At 62.2% G+C, this 17,245-nt stretch carries 15 protein-coding genes; 2 read left to right on the forward strand and 13 right to left on the reverse strand.

What is annotated here, in order from left to right; translation table 11 throughout:
* Positions 1-82: 82 nt before the first annotated feature.
* The 13 genes from CSQ95_RS00610 to CSQ95_RS00670 all read right to left on the reverse strand — a co-directional run bounded on the left by CSQ95_RS00610 (position 83) and on the right by CSQ95_RS00670 (position 14,768).
* Positions 83-1,051: a substrate-binding domain-containing protein gene (locus CSQ95_RS00610; RefSeq protein ID WP_099408073.1), complete on the reverse strand. Its 969-nt coding sequence runs from the start codon at positions 1,049-1,051 to the stop codon at positions 83-85.
* A gap of 61 nt (positions 1,052-1,112) precedes the next feature.
* Positions 1,113-2,120 carry an ABC transporter permease gene (locus CSQ95_RS00615; RefSeq protein ID WP_099408074.1) on the reverse strand — a complete coding sequence of 336 codons (1,008 nt, stop codon included), beginning with the start codon at positions 2,118-2,120 and terminating at the stop codon, positions 1,113-1,115.
* Positions 2,101-3,588: a sugar ABC transporter ATP-binding protein gene (locus CSQ95_RS00620; protein ID WP_099408075.1), complete on the reverse strand. Its 1,488-nt coding sequence runs from the start codon at positions 3,586-3,588 to the stop codon at positions 2,101-2,103. The genes CSQ95_RS00615 and CSQ95_RS00620 overlap by 20 nt, the downstream gene beginning before the upstream one ends.
* Positions 3,588-4,625 carry a LacI family DNA-binding transcriptional regulator gene (locus tag CSQ95_RS00625; protein WP_099408076.1) on the reverse strand — a complete coding sequence of 346 codons (1,038 nt, stop codon included), beginning with the start codon at positions 4,623-4,625 and terminating at the stop codon, positions 3,588-3,590. Before CSQ95_RS00625 ends, CSQ95_RS00620 begins: the two co-directional genes overlap by 1 nt.
* Positions 4,626-4,876: 251 nt before the next feature.
* On the reverse strand, positions 4,877-6,316 hold the full coding sequence (locus tag CSQ95_RS00630) for a CsgG/HfaB family protein (protein WP_180278919.1): 1,440 nt from the start codon (positions 6,314-6,316) through the stop codon (positions 4,877-4,879).
* Between the two features lie 71 nt (positions 6,317-6,387).
* Positions 6,388-7,002, reverse strand: coding sequence for a hypothetical protein (locus CSQ95_RS00635; protein WP_099408078.1), 615 nt, complete (start codon positions 7,000-7,002; stop codon positions 6,388-6,390).
* A gap of 83 nt (positions 7,003-7,085) precedes the next feature.
* Complete coding sequence (locus CSQ95_RS00640; RefSeq protein ID WP_070289445.1) at positions 7,086-8,201, reverse strand: hypothetical protein; 1,116 nt, start codon at positions 8,199-8,201, stop codon at positions 7,086-7,088.
* On the reverse strand, positions 8,202-9,380 hold the full coding sequence (locus tag CSQ95_RS00645; protein ID WP_143449867.1) for a hypothetical protein: 1,179 nt from the start codon (positions 9,378-9,380) through the stop codon (positions 8,202-8,204).
* Positions 9,381-9,573: 193 nt separating this feature from the next.
* Positions 9,574-10,488 (reverse strand): glycerophosphodiester phosphodiesterase, encoded by a 915-nt coding sequence (locus tag CSQ95_RS00650; protein ID WP_070289443.1) that lies wholly within the window; start codon positions 10,486-10,488, stop codon positions 9,574-9,576.
* Positions 10,463-12,103, reverse strand: a complete 1,641-nt coding sequence (locus CSQ95_RS00655; protein WP_257217903.1) for a hypothetical protein — start codon at positions 12,101-12,103, stop codon at positions 10,463-10,465. Before CSQ95_RS00655 ends, CSQ95_RS00650 begins: the two co-directional genes overlap by 26 nt.
* A gap of 1 nt (position 12,104) precedes the next feature.
* On the reverse strand, positions 12,105-12,953 hold the full coding sequence (locus CSQ95_RS00660; RefSeq protein ID WP_099408080.1) for a hypothetical protein: 849 nt from the start codon (positions 12,951-12,953) through the stop codon (positions 12,105-12,107).
* A 28-nt stretch (positions 12,954-12,981) separates the two neighbouring features.
* On the reverse strand, positions 12,982-14,007 hold the full coding sequence (locus CSQ95_RS00665) for a hypothetical protein (RefSeq protein ID WP_099408081.1): 1,026 nt from the start codon (positions 14,005-14,007) through the stop codon (positions 12,982-12,984).
* Positions 14,004-14,768: a hypothetical protein gene (locus tag CSQ95_RS00670; protein WP_099408082.1), complete on the reverse strand. Its 765-nt coding sequence runs from the start codon at positions 14,766-14,768 to the stop codon at positions 14,004-14,006. Before CSQ95_RS00670 ends, CSQ95_RS00665 begins: the two co-directional genes overlap by 4 nt.
* 175 nt (positions 14,769-14,943) lie before the next feature.
* Here CSQ95_RS00670 and CSQ95_RS00675 point away from each other — a divergent pair, with 175 nt between their 5' ends.
* Both CSQ95_RS00675 and CSQ95_RS00680 read left to right on the forward strand, forming a co-directional pair.
* A complete protein-coding gene (locus CSQ95_RS00675; protein WP_099408083.1) occupies positions 14,944-16,326 on the forward strand; it encodes a caspase family protein in 1,383 nt (460 codons plus the stop codon).
* A gap of 85 nt (positions 16,327-16,411) precedes the next feature.
* On the forward strand, positions 16,412-17,239 hold the full coding sequence (locus tag CSQ95_RS00680) for a hypothetical protein (protein WP_099408084.1): 828 nt from the start codon (positions 16,412-16,414) through the stop codon (positions 17,237-17,239).
* Positions 17,240-17,245: the final 6 nt, after the last annotated feature.

The raw sequence follows: 17,245 nt of genomic DNA on the forward strand, positions 1-17,245 counted from the left end.
GTTGGAGAAAGCCGGGGTCAGACCCTCAATGCCGCTAACGCAAAGGTCATTGCTGGCGGGCGAGGGGGTCTGACCCCAGAATTTAAAAAGGCGAGTTCGGAAAGTAAAACTGCTTGGCGTTCTCGCGCGTGATCAGCACCGACGGGATGATCGTATTGGCCGGCAATTTATCACCTTTCAGGCGCGCTTCCGTCGTCAGCTTGATGGCGTCGTACATGAACTTCGGCGAGTACGACACGTCGGCCACGATCAGCGGGTCGGAACCGTCCATGATCTTCTTCACCGCGCCCTTCGCGCCCGCGCCGCCGAACACCTGCTTGATGTCCGTGCGCTTGGCTTGCGCGATGGCCTTCTGCACGCCGATGGCCATGTCGTCATCGGCGGCCCAGACGGCGTCGATCTGTTTGAAACGGGTCAGATAATCCTGCATGACCTTGAAGGCATCGTCGCGGTTCCAGTTGCCGTACTTGGCGTCGAGCACCTTGATCTCGGGATGGCCTTTCATCACGGCGGAAAACGCGTCAAAGCGCTCGTTGTCCAAGGTGGTCGGCATGCCGCGCAGCACGACGATATTGCCCTTGCCATTCAGGCTTTTCGCCAGGTATTCGGCCGGCAGCTTGCCGAAGGCCGTGTTGTCGCCCGCGATATACGCATCCTGCGACTGCGTGTTCGTCAAGCCACGGTCCACCACCGTCACGTACACGCCCTTGTTTTTCACTTGCGCCACGGGCTGCGTGAGGGACGCGGACTCGATAGGGAAAATCACCAGGGTGTTGATCTTGTTCACCGTCAACATATCCTGCAGCTGGTTCGCCTGCTCGGGCGCCGTGGCGGCCGTCTTGACGATGATTTTCACGCCAGGATGGGCTTTTTCCAGCTCCGCCTTGGCCTGGTTCGCCCACCAGACGATGCCTGAGGTAAAACTGTGCGTGGCCGTGGGGATGGCCACGCCGACGACGAGCTTGTCAGCGGCTTGCGCCGGCCCCATCGGCAGCGCCCACGCCTGCATCACCAGCACTGCCATTCCTGCTACCCGTATAAAGCTCTTCATGCTGCTCTCCTCCAAGGTTGTGGGCGCCCGTTGGCCGCCCTTTCAGAACGCCGCTCTTGTTTTATTTGCGGCCTCGCTGCAGGAAGGCGACGGCGATGATCACCACGCCTTGCACTGCGGCATTCAGGTAGACACTGATGATGCTGGTCAAATTCAGGATATTGCTGATCACGGAGAGCAGGATGGCGCCGATCACGGTGCCGACGATGCGCCCCTCTCCGCCTTTCAGGGCCGTGCCGCCCACGACGACGGCGGCAATCGCTTCGAGTTCCCACAGCAAGCCCGTCGTCGGCGTGGCCGAGCCCAGGCGCGGCACGTACAGCACCGTGGCGATGCCCACGCAGACGCCCAGCAGCATGTAGGTGGCGATTTTCACCTTGTCGACGTTGATGGCCGCATAACGCGCCACTTGCTCGTTGGAACCAATCGCCTGCACGTGGCGGCCGAACGTCGTGCGGTTGAGGATGATGGCGCCGGCGGCGGCGACGAACAGGAAAATCCAGATCGGGATCGGCGCGCCAAGCACGCTCGTGTAATAGACGGGGCTGTACAGCTCGGACAGCGTGGCGTCCAGGGTCAGCGCGCCGCCGTCGGCCAGATACGTCAAGACGGCGCGGAAGATGCCCAGGGTGCCCAGGGTCACGATGAACGGTTCGATATTGCCCTTGCTGATTAATAAACCGTGCATCAGGCCGAAACCGGCACCGAGGATCAAGGCCATGGCGATGCCCAGCACCAGCATGGTGATCGGTGCCAGGTTGCCGCCCGCGCCTTGCGCCAGCGCATTCATGAAATAAATCATGCAGCCGGCGATCAGCGCCGCCATGGAGCCCACCGACAGATCGATGCCGCCCGAGATGATGACGAAGGTCATGCCGACGGCGATGATGCCGATGAAGGCCGTGCGCGTGAGCACGTTCATCAGGTTGTCCATGGTGGCGAAGTCGCCATTGAGCAAGGTGCCCGCGATGCACAGAGATAACAATCCCAGCACGGGGCCAAAGCCCTTGATGCGCGCGCCGAATTGGGAGATTGGAGATACGGTGGTGTCAGTGCGTGCCGGTTGCATGGGCAATCAACTCCTCTTCGGTCAGGTGGTCAGCAGACAGGGTGGCTTGCAAGGTGCCGGCGCGCATCACGGCGACCCGGTGGCACAGGCCGATCAATTCGATCAGTTCCGATGAGATCACGATCACGGCACGCCCTTCGGCGGCCAGGCGGTGGATCAGAAAGTAAATATCGCGCTTGGCGCCCACGTCCACGCCACGGCTCGGTTCATCGAGCACGACGACGCGGGGGTCCGAATGCAGGTATTTCGCCAGCGCCAGCTTTTGCTGGTTGCCGCCGGACAGCATGCGCGCGCGGCTGTCCAGGTCGCCCGTGCGGATATTGAAATCCTCGACGGCCCTGGCCAGCGCCTGTTTCTCGCCCTTCACATCGAGCCACGGCCGCGCATAGCGCTCCATCGTCATCATGGTGAGGTTTTCGCGCAAGCCCAGGTTCACGTGCAGTCCTTTTCCCTTGCGGTCTTCGCTCAGATAGGTCATGCCGTGCTGCATCGCTTGCCTGGGCGTGCGGATATCCACGGGCTGGCCATTGAGATGGATCGTGCCCGCGCTGCGCGGACGCAAGCCCAGCAGCGCCTCGAACGATTCCGTGCGCCCCGCGCCCACCAGGCCCGCAAAGCCCAGCACTTCGCCCCCGCGCACCTCGAACGACAGCGCTTTCGCCCAGCCGGGCACGCTCAAGCCATCGACCTTCAGCAGGATCGGGGCATCCGGCGCCAGCGGCACTTTCGCGGGGAACATGTCGGACAATTCGCGCCCCACCATCAGGTTCGCCATCTGCTGGCGCGTGAGGCTGGCCGTCGGCTCGCGCGTGACGAAACGCCCGTCGCGCATGACGATGACTTCGTCCGTATTGCGCTCCACTTCGTCGAGCTTGTGGGAAATATAGAGGATGGTGACGCCGTCCGCCTTCAGTTGGGCCATCACGGCGAACAGGCGCTGGGTTTCCGACGACGTCAGGGTGGCCGTCGGTTCGTCCATGATCAAAAAGCGGGCGCGGCGCGACAGGGCCTTGGCGATTTCCACCAGCTGTTTCTCGGCGACGATCAGGTCGCGTATTTTGGTGTCGGGCGAGACGTCCAGCCCCACCTGTTTCAGATAGCGCGACGCTTCTTCGCGCATGGCCGCCTCGTCCAGCAGCCAGCTGCGCGTCTTTTCGTGGCCTAAAAACATGTTTTGCGCCACCGTCAGGTGCTCGGCCAGGTTGAATTCCTGGTGGATCAGCACGATGCCGGCGCTCTCCGCCGCGCGCGAACTGGCGAAGCGCCGGGGCTGGCCATCGATCAGCAGCTGGCCTTCGCTCACGCTCTCGTAGCCGGCGAGGATTTTCATCAGGGTCGACTTGCCGGCGCCATTTTCACCCAGCAAGCCATACACGCGTCCCGGCGCCAGGGTAAAACTGACGCCATGCAAGACGCGCACGGGGCCGAAATCCTTGCACACCCCCTCGAAACCGACGGCAACGCTCACTATGCACTCCCTCGCAAGACCAAGTTATGTTCCAGCAACACGCCCGGCACGCTGGCTGCCGGGTCCGCCAAGCGCTGCAGCAGCAGGCGCGCCGCCGTCTCGCCCAGTTCGCGCATCGGCTGCGCGATGGTGGTCAAACCCGGGTCGATCTGCGCGGCGATGGCGATATCATCGAAGCCGATGACGGCCACGTCTTCGGGCACGCGTTTTTTCAGCTGGCGCAGCGCGCTCAGCACGCCAATGGCCAGGGTGTCGGAGACGGCAAAGATGGCCGTCGGCGCATCGGGCCCCGCCATCATGCGCAACGTGGCGGCCGTGCCCGCTTCATAGTCGAGGCTTTGCACCGTGTGCACCCATTGCGGCTGCACGGGCAAGCCGGCCGCCGCCAGCGTGTCCAGATAGCCTTGCTGACGTTGCCGCGCGTACAGATAGCGTTCATCGGAGTTGATCAGGCCGATACGCGTATGGCCGCGCGACAGCAGGTGCGCGACGGCGTCGGAGGCGGCCCGGTGGTTGTCGATGCCGACATAGGGCACGGCCACGGCGGGGTCGAATTCGCAACACGCCACCCACGGCAGGCTGACGGATTCATGCGACAGCGCATGCTGCACCGTGTCCGGGTCCAGGCAGATGGCGCCGTCGGCGCGGTGCATGCGCAGCAAGTCGAAATACGAGCGCTCGCGGCCTGCGTCGGCGCCCGTGTCGCACAGCAATACAAAATAGCCGTGTTCGCGCGCCACCGTGTCGATGCCGCGCACGATCTGCGCATAGAAAGGGTTGCCTACGTCCGGCACCATGGTGAGCAGCATGCGGCTCTCGGCCGTGCGCAGGCTGCGCGCCAGGTGGTTCATGCGGTAGCCGAGCGCCGCCACGGACGCCAGCACCTTGTCGCGCGTGGGCGCCCGCACGCCTGCCTGCTCGTTCATCACGCGCGAGACGGTGGCCACCGACACGCCCGCATGCGCGGCGACGGCGCTGATGGAGACGGTTTCTGTCGGCAAGTAAGACGGGACGGCTGGCGGCATGGGGCTTTTCATATAAATGTAATCGATTACATTTATAGGCCAGTCACGCGCGCGATGCAAACATTATCGATGCTGCGATGCGCAAAAAACAGGCCCGGTGCGGGCCATCATCAGTATAGATTTTCGGGGCTGGAGCGCCAATGTTGCGTGGCAAAATGGTTTATCAGGGAGAAATGGGCACCGACAATATCAGCTCGGTACCCAAGCCGACCCAACGACAAGGATCCGTGACGACTTGCCTGGATCCGTTGAGCCGTAGAGACTTACCAGTCCTTGTCGCCACCATCCGCAGTGGCATTTTTGGCAGCAGCGGTGGATGTACTGCGCTTCACCTGGGTTTTCAGTGGCGCCGCGGCAGGCTCAGCCTTGACGATGGCCTTGTCTACCGGTGCCGCTTCCCGCACCTGCAACACGCCCGCAGCGATACCATCGAGCTTGATTTTGACGTTTTCCAGAATGCCATACGACAAGTTCGGCGTCACGCGTTCGATACGTACCTCGCAGCACAGTTTTTCCATATTGCCCAGTGACTGGCCGGTCTGCGGATCCTTGATCTCCTTGCCTTGCTGATACACACGATAGCGGCCGTTTTGCACCACGGCGTTGCCACCCTGGCTCAATACGACGTTATCACCATCACGCTCGACGATGGAAATGGGGAAAGTGCGCAGCAAGATAGCCTCAGTAGCCTGTTTGACGATCGCTGTTTGCATGTTCTGCAGCGTCTGGCTCTCATTGAAGTTACTGCCCAGAGTCGTGGCGGCAATCGCTGGCGGCTCGCCACGCAGGGTGGTCGCTTGCAGGATCTGCCGCGTAGCCAGATTGATCATGCGTTGCGAGACAGACCAGGCACCGGCATAGGACACCAGTTCGCGGTCCGAGGTCTGCAGCTTGCGTGCATGTCGCTGGTAAGCGAATTCATTGACCACGCCGACCCACACCAGATCCGCGCTCAATGCCTGTCCCAGCTTGGCAAGGTCGGTACTCGGGGAATTACCCGAGGTAATCATATTCAACTCATCCTGCAACTCGCCCTCAAACTGGCGATCCAGCACGGTAAAGCGGCCCGTTTGCGACAAGGCGTCAATGATCTGCTGGCGGATCGGCGCCAGCACTTCCTGCGCCGGCACCACGCGCCCACCAATGTTGAAGCTGGCTTGCTCGCTGCGCAGCGGCGCCACAACGATCTTGATCTTGCCACTATCGGCTGGCGCCTTGAACTTGGCAATGCGCGCTTCGATCTCCACCTTGTAAAGACCGCCCTTGGAAAATGGCGATGCCATGTCAAGCACCTTGAACGAGGAGACCACGCCCTTCGATTGACTGATGATCTGCTCGGCAAATGCCTGGCCCTGCATGGTCGCCTTCATACTGGCGCTCCCCGAACCGGCCGTCGAATCGACATCGAGCGTTGCCGTCACCTGCTCAAACATGCTCGCATTGCTCGAACTGGCTTGCACAGTGGCACCATTGACTTGCATGATGGCCAGCTTGAGCGCGTCATTGAGCGCGGCACCGGGCGAAATGCCGCTGCCAGTTGCCGTCGTAGTGACTTGTTCGACCTGTCCGACGTCAGGTGTCTGCGTCAGATTAGGCGCGCTGGACGCAACAGGCGGCTGCGCAGCTTTCTCGCCACAAGCAGCCAAGCCCAAGGCAATACTCAGCAGTATGGCTGGCATACCGGATTTCATTATGATCTTCATAGGCAATTCCATTGTCCCCAAAAAAAAAGGGCGAACCAGTCGCCCTGCTGTCTTCCCTGTGCGCTTTTGACTTACAGCAATGCTGTAGCGTCGCTGGCTTCTTTTGGCAGCGGAATGTTATTGTTCTTGGCAAAGTCGATCGCCACTTTCAAGGTGCTGCCGACGGCCTTGATCGACGACGGCAGGTTTTGTGCAATGAACAGGGCCGAATTGGCCGATGCGCCCAGAGCGGTGACCGATGGCTTGAAGCTGCCGACATCCTTGCTCATGCCGACGTACTGGATCACGCCTTTCGACAGATCAATCAAGCCTTCGGTAAAGCGCTGCTTGCTCACATCATCCATGGCTACTTTCTTGCCCTTCATTTGCTCTTCCAGCAGTTTGCTGTTTTCGCTTTGCATCTTGCTTGCACCCTGCAGGCTATCCTTGGTGGCGCCTTCGGTCAGGTTCTGCGCTTCCAGGGCGGCCTTGTCCGACTGTTCCTTCAAACCAAACGCGGCCAGCATGGTCGCATCGGCTTTCATGACGCTTTGCGTGCCGCCGACATATTTCTTGACGATCTGCTCGGCCGTAACCCCTTTGCCGCCGCCCAGCGCACCGGACAGGCTACCGAATTGAGCCGATGCCAGGCTCGAAACTGCCAACAGGGTCGCACCCAACAATGCGGAAATACGGATATGCTTCATGACTTGCCTTTTTATAAAAAGAATGGGAAACAGTCGAGAAAATGGAAGATGCGGGCGTTCGACCTGCCGCCCGCACCGGTATGTCAATACACGCCAGCAGCGCTCAAGCGGCTGATAATTTCCTTGGCCGCCAGTGCGGAAGCGTCCTTCAAGGCTTTGGTCTGGGCTGTCGCATTGTCCGCACCGAGGCCAAAATACTGTACCGGTGGCACGGCCGCCACTTCACGTGGCAATGCGCCACGCAAATCGAGTACGCGGCCGGTGACCGATACCACGACGCGCTGCAAGCCGGTCGCTTCATCGGTCGCGGCAGGATTGACATCAAACGTGGCTAATGCCAGCAAGGGCACATTCGCCTTGCGCAAGGCGGCAACGATGGAGCGCAAGGTCGCAGGCGCCAAATCATTACCTTTGGAGAAATCTTTATTCACTGATGGAATGTCCTTATCACCGAGTACGAACTCAGGATCGGCGACCAGGTACCCTGCTTGCGAAAACACGCTCGTCACGGCCGTCTTCTGGTTGGCCAGCGAAAACACACGGTAATCGGTTTCATCGGCCTTGCGCACGGTGCTGCCACCGGTTTCGACCTTGATAGTCTGCTTGAGGGCAACGTTTTCATTCCGGCGCACGCTGGCATTGGTGGCAATGGCCCCGCCGCTCAGCGATTCGCCTTCGCGGCCATTCACGCTGCCGCTCGTTTTTGCGCTGCCGTCGAGGGTCAGCTCGGCACGCTTGACGACACGCTCATCAAATGCCTTGACGCTGGCCACTTCGCGGCCAACAAAGACATACACCATCTGCGATTTTTCCCCGTTCGATACCCGACCGGTGGCACTGGCGCCTTTCAGGGTATTCCTCAGTTTCGCCACATTGAGTTCGGCACGCACTGCCACGGAATATTTACGCAAACTGGTCTGATCCTGCTCATTCAGGACAACAGTACTGAGCAAGAATTTATCCAGATTGGCCTCTATCTTTCCCTGGATCGCTTCAAAGTTCTCCGATTCCGCTTCGCCGCTTTCAGCGAAATAGCGTTCTATCGCCGCCATTTGCGCCTTCTGATAAGCCATTTCCTTGTCGGCATCCGTCAACATGGCCGCATATTTCACCGTCGCCGCGCCTTTAATCTGAATAACCTGGGAAAAGCATTGACCCGCCAAAAGCAAGCCCAGGCAAAACAACATCAATTTTTTCATCTATTTACTCGCCTTTAATATCACCCGAGTTGCCTCGAGTTGTTTACCAATATCCTTGGCGCCAGCCGCGGTCTGTATCCATTTCATGTCGCCACCCTCAAATGCGGCGGTCAGTTTTAAAAACAGACCGCGTAAGGCATCTTGATATGCAGCGAAATCATCAGAACCAATACGGCCGGCAGGAACAATTGCCGTTTCGCCATTTTTCAAGTCTGTATTCAGAAAATCGGAATTGAGCAACGGCTCAGAGAACTGTACATGCGCATAGGCACCATATACATACGATATCGCGACAGCGGTTTCCGCCGTTTTAATCTTGGCAAACTTATTCAGAGTAATATCAAAAACATAATCGCCCTCACCGATATTCAAATCGACGTCATCGCCATTCTCGAGCCGCAGCGACATGCGTCCCAAGGCGTCGCCAGCCTTGCTCGGCAGCAACGGTACGCCAGCCTTGGCGGACAGTACCGAAGCAAAGGCGTCAACCACCATGCTTTCCATCAGTTGCGGCTGGCTACGCAGCGCGTCGGGCATGACAGCCAGCGCTTCCGGCGCCACTTTGGCACGCCGGATCTGGATCGTGCGCTGGCCTGGGGTCGGCAAAGTCGCGTGGGCAAGGCGATCAAGGTATTGCGTCACCAGGCCCTTGCCCTCTTCCTTCAACAATAACTGCTCGATGAATCCGCTGATACGTGCCGCATCGGGTGCGTCCGGCGTGGCATCAAACAGGGCGGCATTGACGGGATAACTGCGTACCACGGTCTTGCTCTTGTAATCGAAAATCAGGGCATCGCCACGCAAATTGACAAAGGTCTTGTAATAACTGCCGAAATTTTCCGTCAATACCGTTTCGCCGGTCAGTACCAGCACCGTGATCAAGGCCTGATCACTTTTCTTGAGATTAACGAGAGATGCGGGCGGCAACAGACTGAGGGCAGGATTGGCCACCTTGCCACTACGGTCGTGAATAATGCGCGAAAGGTTCTGCCCCGACTTATCGGCACGCAAGCGCATATATACTTGATGGGAATATGGAAAACGAACGCCGGCCGTGGCGGAGTCACCGGAAAATGCAAATCCGGCTACCGCTATATCAGCGGCAGAGGCTGGGAACGCGAGCAGGAAAAAAATCAGTTGAAATGACAGAACTGCAGATATCTTGGATTTCGACCACACGAACCAACCTCTATTGCCTCATGGAAATAGCATAAATTGTAACTTATTTCGCATCAAGCAATCAAAAGTATTTTTCCACTTTATTACGTTTGTTGTAAATTTTGATGTTCCGTGACTTACCAAGAGTAAACCAGAGAACATCGCTGGCTATTTTTTTTGAAAGCAGTGTAATAAATATCCACACCGCCTTCCATCAATTTTTCATCATCGCGCAAAACGTTTCCGGATTGCCGTCAAGGATGACGCCGCTGGGCCAGCGGTGGCTGCGCTGCTGGGCGCGCAGCAGCGAGGCGGCCAGGGCCGAATCGCCGTCGACGGCATACACGAAGACGGGCATGTTCAGGCTGGCCGCATCGGCCAGCAAATTCGGATTGGCGTCGAGGCTGCGCGCGTCCACGTGCACGCCCGTCGGCATGCCGATCTGCTGCTGCACGCGCTGCAGCCAGGGCTTGTCCAGCTTGGGCGGACGGGCGTTTTTCGCGATATAGCGGCTGACCCGGTTGGCGCCGGCCGCCTGCGCATTGCGCGCATCAAACACGAGCAGACCGAGGTAACCGTGCGGATCGGCGCGGCGCGCACAGGCCAGGTTGTTCGGCACGCCCGAGGTCAAAAACCAGTTGCCATGCTTGATGTTGGCGCGCAACTGCGCCACCAGCGTATTGATGGGCGCGCACGACGGCACGACATCCTTGATTTCCGCATTCAGGGTCTTGGCCGGGAACGCGGTGGCCAGGTCGGCCACATCGCTGACGAACGGCGGCGTTTCCGGCGTGGCCACGCCACGGTTCTTCATGCTGGCCGCGCGCCAGTCGTCGGCCGTCAATTGTTTCACGGTGCGGGGCGACCCCGTATCGACGACCCTGCCCGTCAGCAGGTCGTGGTGCACCACCCAGCTGCCGTCACCGAGCAGCTGCAAATCCGTCTCGACGCCATCCCAGGTGCCGAAATACGTGTTGCGCAGCGCGCTCAGCGAGTTTTCCGGCGCATTGCCGGCGCCACGGTGGGCATGCACCTTCATGCCCAGGCAGTCGGCCTGCACGGCCGTGCTGGCCATGCACAGCAGCAAGGCCAGGGCGGCCGCCTTATTTTTTTTCCGGGTGATAACCATATTCGAGTCCCTGCAAAATATTGATGCGGATCGCTTCGTTGACGGGGTAGCTGTAGCCCTGCCCCACCGCCACGACGTGCGTGATATTGGCCAGCAAGCCCTTGCCGGCGATTTGCCAGCGCGTGCTGTCGCCGTCGGCCTGGCGGTTCCAGTCCAGCATCTGGCGGAACAGCTCGCTCTTCGTGACATTGTTGTCCGACAGGCTAAAAATACCCCAGGTTCCCAGGAAGGCGCCGGCCAGCACGCCCGTGGCGATCCACGCGGAACGCCGGCTCAGCTGGCCATCGGCGCCCGCCTGCTCGCCCCGGCGCGCCGCCAGCACCAGCAAGCCCACGGTGGCGATCAGGTACAGCAGTTTCGAAAAGTGGCCGATGGCGCCCAGGAGCGAAAAGAACAGAGCCACGGGCGGCACGATGGCCGCGCGCGCCGCTTCCTTGCCCTCCGCATAATACTTGCCATGCACTTCGAAGTCGCTGCGGCTGGCGCGGTACTCGACCAGCTTTTCCGCCGTCTGGCGCGCGGCGAACTGGTCGAACAGGCGGCTGAACTCGGCCGGGCTCGCATACGCGTCCTGCACCACGGCGCCCTTGGGCAGCCGCAAGCCCTTGCTCGCTTCGCTGCCGTCGCCGCCGTCCGGCCCGTCGCGCAGCACGGCCTGGATGCCGGGGCGCGCGACGAAGGCGGGGAAGGACAGGCCGGGCGGAATGCGGTCGCCCTTGATATTCAACCCCTTGCCGGCCGCTTCCGACGCATAGCGGCGCTTGACGGCCGCGCGGAAGCTCAATTGATCGGCGGGATGCCAGTTGGCCGAGACGGGCACCTTCTTGCGCACATTGTTGACGACGGCCGCCTTGCGCCGCGCCGGCACGGAATGCGGCTGCCAGCCATGGCGCGACAGGCTTTGCCGGTAATCGTTCCACGCCGATTCCTGCTGCTGGCGCAAGCCCGCATCGTCGTCGGGAATGATACCCGAATACAATTTCCACTTGTCATGCACTTCGCCGATCGCCTGCTGGTACTTGTCGTAGTAGCCGGCCGCGCCGCCGGCGATCTTGCGGACATTAAAGTTGATCAACTGCTCCTTGGCCGGCTCCATGCGCTCGTCGAGGTGGCCCACCGACACGGCCAGAAACGGAAACAGGGCGAGGAAAGCCTTGCCTTCGGGCTTGGCAAACAGGGTGGCATCATCGACCAGGCCCTGCAATTGCAGGCTGCCGCCCACCAGCGAGCGCTGCATCAGGGTGGTGTTGAAGGCCAGGCGGCGAAATTGCGCATCGCGCGTTTCCACCAGCACCGTGACCGTCGTCTTCAGAATGCCGAACACGACCGCGGCCGTGGCGACGCAGCAAAAGATGATCTTTTTCCAGCTGGGGCCGCTGCCATTGTTCTTCAGGCGGCGGCGCCACATCAGTTGCAGCACCACCAGCGCGGCGGCGATGCCCGACAGGCTGCGGCCATAGAATTCCACGCCTTCCACGTCGTGCGGCTTGACGTCGCCGCCCACCACATCGAGCAAACGTGCATTGAAGCCCAGCTCGCAGCACAAATAAATGATCGTCAGGACGATCAGGATCAAGGTCTGCCGGATTTGCAGACTGCGCAGACTCGCGGCCATCTTATTTCCTCAGATCGATGACGACGGGCTTGATCTCTTCAGCCTGGAAGATCATCGGCGCGGCCGCCGGCGCGGCACCGCGCGGGGCGGGCAGGCTGATGGCGGGCGCCGCCTTGGCCTGGGTTTCCTGGCGGCGCGGCTTGGCGCTGGCGCGGCTGCCCGCTTTCGGCGCGGCGGCCGGGGCCGATGCCGGGGCTGGCGGCGCGGGAATCACGCGGCCGCTGTCGCTGCCAGGCAGGGTGGCGATGGCGGGTCCCGTGCCGCGCAAGCCGTCGTCGGCAAACGGCTGGGCGCGCGTATCGACGCCGGGCGGCACGGCCACGCTGGCGTTGAGCAGGCGGTTGTCCGTGTAGATCATGCGCAACAGGCGGTTGTAGTTGGGGAAATCGATATTCAGCGATTTCGCGTCCGCCGCCAGTTCCACGCGGGGGCGGTCCTTGCAATTGCCCACCGTCCACTGCAACACGTCCGTGCCCTGGAACGCCAGCACTTCATAGCGGTAGGCGCAGCCGCGCTCCTGCGTTTCCACGATCACCACGGTGCGCTCGCCCACGTTCTCCACGCGCGCCACGCGGGCCGTGACGGCATTGGCCAGCGGCACGACGCGAAACGCCTGCGACAGCTTGATCGAATACTTGCCTTGCGGATCCTTGCGCAAGGTGCCTTCCGTGCCGTCGCGCAGGCGGAAGGTGGACAGCGGCGTGCCGAACAGCTCGGCCGTATCGAGGCCCATCATCACGCCGCCACGGCCATTCGGCGTCATGGCGCAGCCCGTCAGCAAGACGCCGGCGGCCACGCCCATGGCCAGTTTGCGCCAGTGCGCGGATGCAAAATTCTTATACGTTGTCATGCTCGATAACTTTCTCTTATTTCAGGATTCAGGGGTTGATGACGGCCAGCGGATTGCCCGGGCCTGGCGGCGGCAAGACTTTCTGGCGGTCGCGCGACAGCACGGTGAAGGCGCCAAGGGTGTCCGGCCCGGCGACGATTTCCAGCTGCTCGCGCTGCAGCCACGTGCGTATCTCCGCCTCCGTCGCCTCGGCGCGGAACAGCACGCGGAAGCGCACGCCCGTCTCGACGCCGCTGCCACTACCGCTGCGGAACTCGGCATTGCCGACGACAGCCTGATCTTTCGGCAGGAACAGCCACGCCGATTGCACCACCATCACGCTGGCGGCCACGGCCGTGACGATCTTCAGCCAGCGGCTGGCATTGGCCGCCTTGATTGGCGTCAACTGTGGCGCGGCGGCATCGGCCGGGGCGATCTGCAACTGCTGCAGCCCCTGGCGCAGCAATTGCCGGTAGGCCACGCGGCCATCCTTGCCCAGCTCGCTCGACAGGGGCGTGCCCGTCAGCGCATAGCCGTCGCCAGGCAAGGCCACGCGGGCGATGACGCCCGGCGCCGCCGTGGCCCCATTGGCACGGCCATGCGTTTCCAGCCAGCGCGCCGCCTGCAGGCGCTCCTGGCTGAACACGCCCAGGCAGGCGCCCAGATCCGTCACGGCCAGGGTCATGGGCATGTCGCACAACACCACGCCCGCGCGGGGGTCGGCGGGCGCGTCGCGCTCCTCGACCACGAGGCCGCAGGCATCCGCATACGACGTGTCCGGCGTGACGAGCCAGCCGCGCCAGCGCTGGCGTGTGCTGTCCCAGGCGTCGAGCAGCACGGCGCCAAAGCCGGGGCAACGCGCCAGCAGGTGGATCTGTCCGCCCGCGATGGGCCGCCCGGCCAAGGGCGCCGCGTCGCTGCGGCGCGCAAAGCGTTCCATCAAGTGCTCCGGCACGGCAATGCCGCGCCAGTCGGGGGGAGTACCCGCCACGTCCGCGTCCAACAGCTCGGCGGAAGTCGGCGGCGATGGCAGGCGCGCGGCAACGATGGCCAGCGAGGGCGTCAATGCAGTCATGCCGGTGGCCTTTCATCAGGGTTCGGGTGGATGGACACGGGGTCCATGTGCAGGGATAACGCGGCCACGCACAGAATATCCAAAACTATTTGCGCCGCCTGCAGGTCGCGCGCGGTCAGCGCATCGCCCACGCGCAGCTTGAGCAGGATCAAGACCCAGCTGCCCAGCAAGGTGGCGCGGTGGGCAGGCTCGACGATCTGCCGTCCCGCGCTGGCCGGATCGCCCTTCTGCCGGTGCACGAGGCCCAGCTTGCCGCCATGGTAATGCGCGGAAGCGATCTGCTCGGCCAGTTCCTTGACGGGCATGCCGCCGCAGCCGCAATGGCGCAACAGCAAGATCAAATCGCGGGGCAAGGTGGCGATAAAAACGTCGGCCGCTTCGCGCACTTGCTGCGGCGTGAGCTGGTAGTCGCGCAGCGGTTCGGCATAAGAGTCGGGCGCCTGCAAGTCGCAGCCCTCCTGCGCATCGGCGTCGTCGTCATCGCGCTGCTTGCGCAGCTGGTCGATGATGAAGCGCTTGAAGTACAGGTACAAGGCGCCGACATGGTGGGGCGCGGCGTCGCTGTCGCCGTGCAGGACTTTTTCAATGAAAAACTGGTGGCGCAAGTCAACCAGCGAATCGCCGAGCGAGGCCGCCTCGCGCGGGCGGCACGGCGTCAGCGCGGCAATGACGCGCTGGTAAAACTCGCCCAGTTCGCCTTGTGTCAGCCGCTGGCGGCGCGTCCAGAAGTCATGAATCCGTTCAAATTGTTCCGATTGCAAAGCCGGTCCGATCGTGTGTTGGGCGGCACGCGCCACTGGCCGGCGGCGATACCCACCGTGCGCTGGCCAGACAAGAGAAACTTGTCAGTAAGGTAAAATGCATTTAGGCAATTTTCTCATATCACAGTAAAAATCGCTAACTTTTGTTACTTTCACGACAATCCCCGAGACCCCGATGCAACGCCTGATTCCCCTGTTTTTCAGCCTGTTCTTTTTACTGCTCAGCAACGTCGCGCACGCCGCTGCGGCTCCCGGCAAGCGCATCGCCCTGGTGATCGGCAACGCGGCCTATCCGCAGCCGCTATTGAATCCCGTGAACGATGCGCGCGCCATGGCCGAGCGCCTGCGCCGCCTGGGCTTTGAAGTGCTGTTGCGCACGGACATCAATGCGCAACAGCTGCAAAAGGCGTCGGCCGAGTTTTCCACGCAGGCGCGCGGTGCCGATATCGCCCTCGTGTTTTACGCGGGCCACGGCGCACAGGCGGGCGAAACCAATTATGTGTTGCCGCTGGGCGCCAACATGAATGCGCTCAGTGCCGCGGCCATCGCCGCGCAGGGCGTGTCCGTTTCCAGCCTGGCGGGCGACCTGCAGCGCACGGGCGCGCGCGGCGCCGTGCTGATCCTCGACGCTTGCCGGCAGGAATATACGCGCGGCGGCGCCGTGATGGTCCCTGGCAGCGGCAACGCGGCCAGCCACGGCTTTGCCGACACGCAAGCGCCACGCGGCGTGGTGATCGCCTATTCGGCCGGACCGGGCGCCCTGGCGCGCGATTTCTGGTCGCCCGATTCGCGCAACAGCCCATACACCAGCGCCCTGCTCGACGCGCTCGACGCCCCGGGTCTGCCCATGAGCGACGTCTTCTCGCAAGTGGCGGCCAGGGTCGCCGCCATGACGCACGACGTGCAAAAACCGCGCGTGTCGTTCGGCGAAACGTCGGCGCGCCTCGTGCTGAACATGGGCAGCGGCAAGGGTGTCAGCCCGCCGGCGCCGGGCGTGCTGGCCGGCGCGCAAGGCCAGGGCGGCATGCGCGCACCGGTTCCGGCGCCTAGCCCAGCGGTGGAAAAGCCGGCCGCCCCCGGCGCCAAGGTGTGGCCAGGCAATGTGCTGCAAGACATCAACTATGAAATCCGCATGCAGATCGCGGCCCGGCCGTTTCCCCGCCAGCAGCTGGAAAAGCGCGCGCGCGGCGGCGATCTGGTGGCGCTGACGGCCCTCGGCTACGGCATCGGCGGCGGCGACGCGGGCATCAAACAGCCGAAGGCGGGGATGCAGTGGCTGGAAAAAGCGGCCGCGAAAGATTTTCCTATCGCCCAAACCTACTTGGCCGAATTGCTGATGGTCAAGGGTGACCCGGCCTCATTGAAACGGGCGGGTGTGTTGCTGGACGCCGCCTCGCAGGCGGGCTACAGCCCCGCCCATGCGTATAAATTCGACCTGGCGCGGCGCACGGGCGCGCCGCCGCAGGACGCGGCCCGCCATCTGCAGGATGCCTTCATGGGCTTGATGAAGGACTACCAGGGCGCCGCCAAGGACGTATTACAGCCGCCGAAAAAATAATTTCAAATAATTTTGGATTTCCCTGAACTGCCTTCGTTATCCGTGGGTACATGCAATACAGCATGACAGTGACCAGGGAAATCTTATGCACACATCCAGCCCGGCAGCAACCATTACCACCGGCCAACGGGGCCGCATCCTCGCCTACCAACCGAGCGGACAGGGTTCCGTCAGCGTGGCCGGCATCCAGCACGCCTTCGACGTGGCCACCCATTGGCGCTCGGACGTCGCGCCCGCCATCAACGCCGTCGTCGACGTGCGCTTCGATGATGCCGGCGGCCTCGCCACCGTCACGGCCATTCCCGCCCAGCAGCTGGCCCAGGAAGACATGGCCGGTGCCGCCAAGCTGGCGCGCGACAAGGGCCAGCAACTGTGGGGCCGGGCCGTCTCGGCGCTCGGCATCCAGGTGCTGGGGGCTCTTGGCGTGCTGATCGCCGGCGCCTTCATCTTCAACACCATCGGCATCCGTTTGTTCGCCTCCGTCTCGCGCACCTATTGGCAGCTGCTGGGCCTGTCCGCGGACAGCCTGGAAAGCTTTGCCCGCGATGGCGGCAGCGGTTTTACCTCGGCCCAGTTTTTCTTCCTGCTGGCCATTGCCGCCTGCTGCGCCACCATGGCCAGCAGCCACCCGAAAGCGGCGCTGGGCAAGTGCGCGCCGCTGCTGTTCATCGTCCTCCACAGCAGCTTGCTGTTCATCAAGATCAAGGGCGCCGTCAGCGACGCGGGCAACGCCATGGGCGGCATCATGGGCAGCCGCGCGGCCCGCATGGCCGAGCAGATGGCCAGCGAAATGCTGGGCCAAGTGTGGCAGGGACTGTCGTTCGGCATCGGCTTTTACCTGGTGCTGGCTGCTTCCATCGTCCTGGCCGCTTACGGCGTAGGCGAATACAAACGCTTAGGAGGCAAGCACTGAAAACCT

The sequence above is a fragment of the Janthinobacterium sp. BJB304 genome (genome assembly GCF_002735765.1).
In the GTDB taxonomy this organism is placed as follows: Bacteria; Pseudomonadota; Gammaproteobacteria; order Burkholderiales; family Burkholderiaceae_D; genus Janthinobacterium.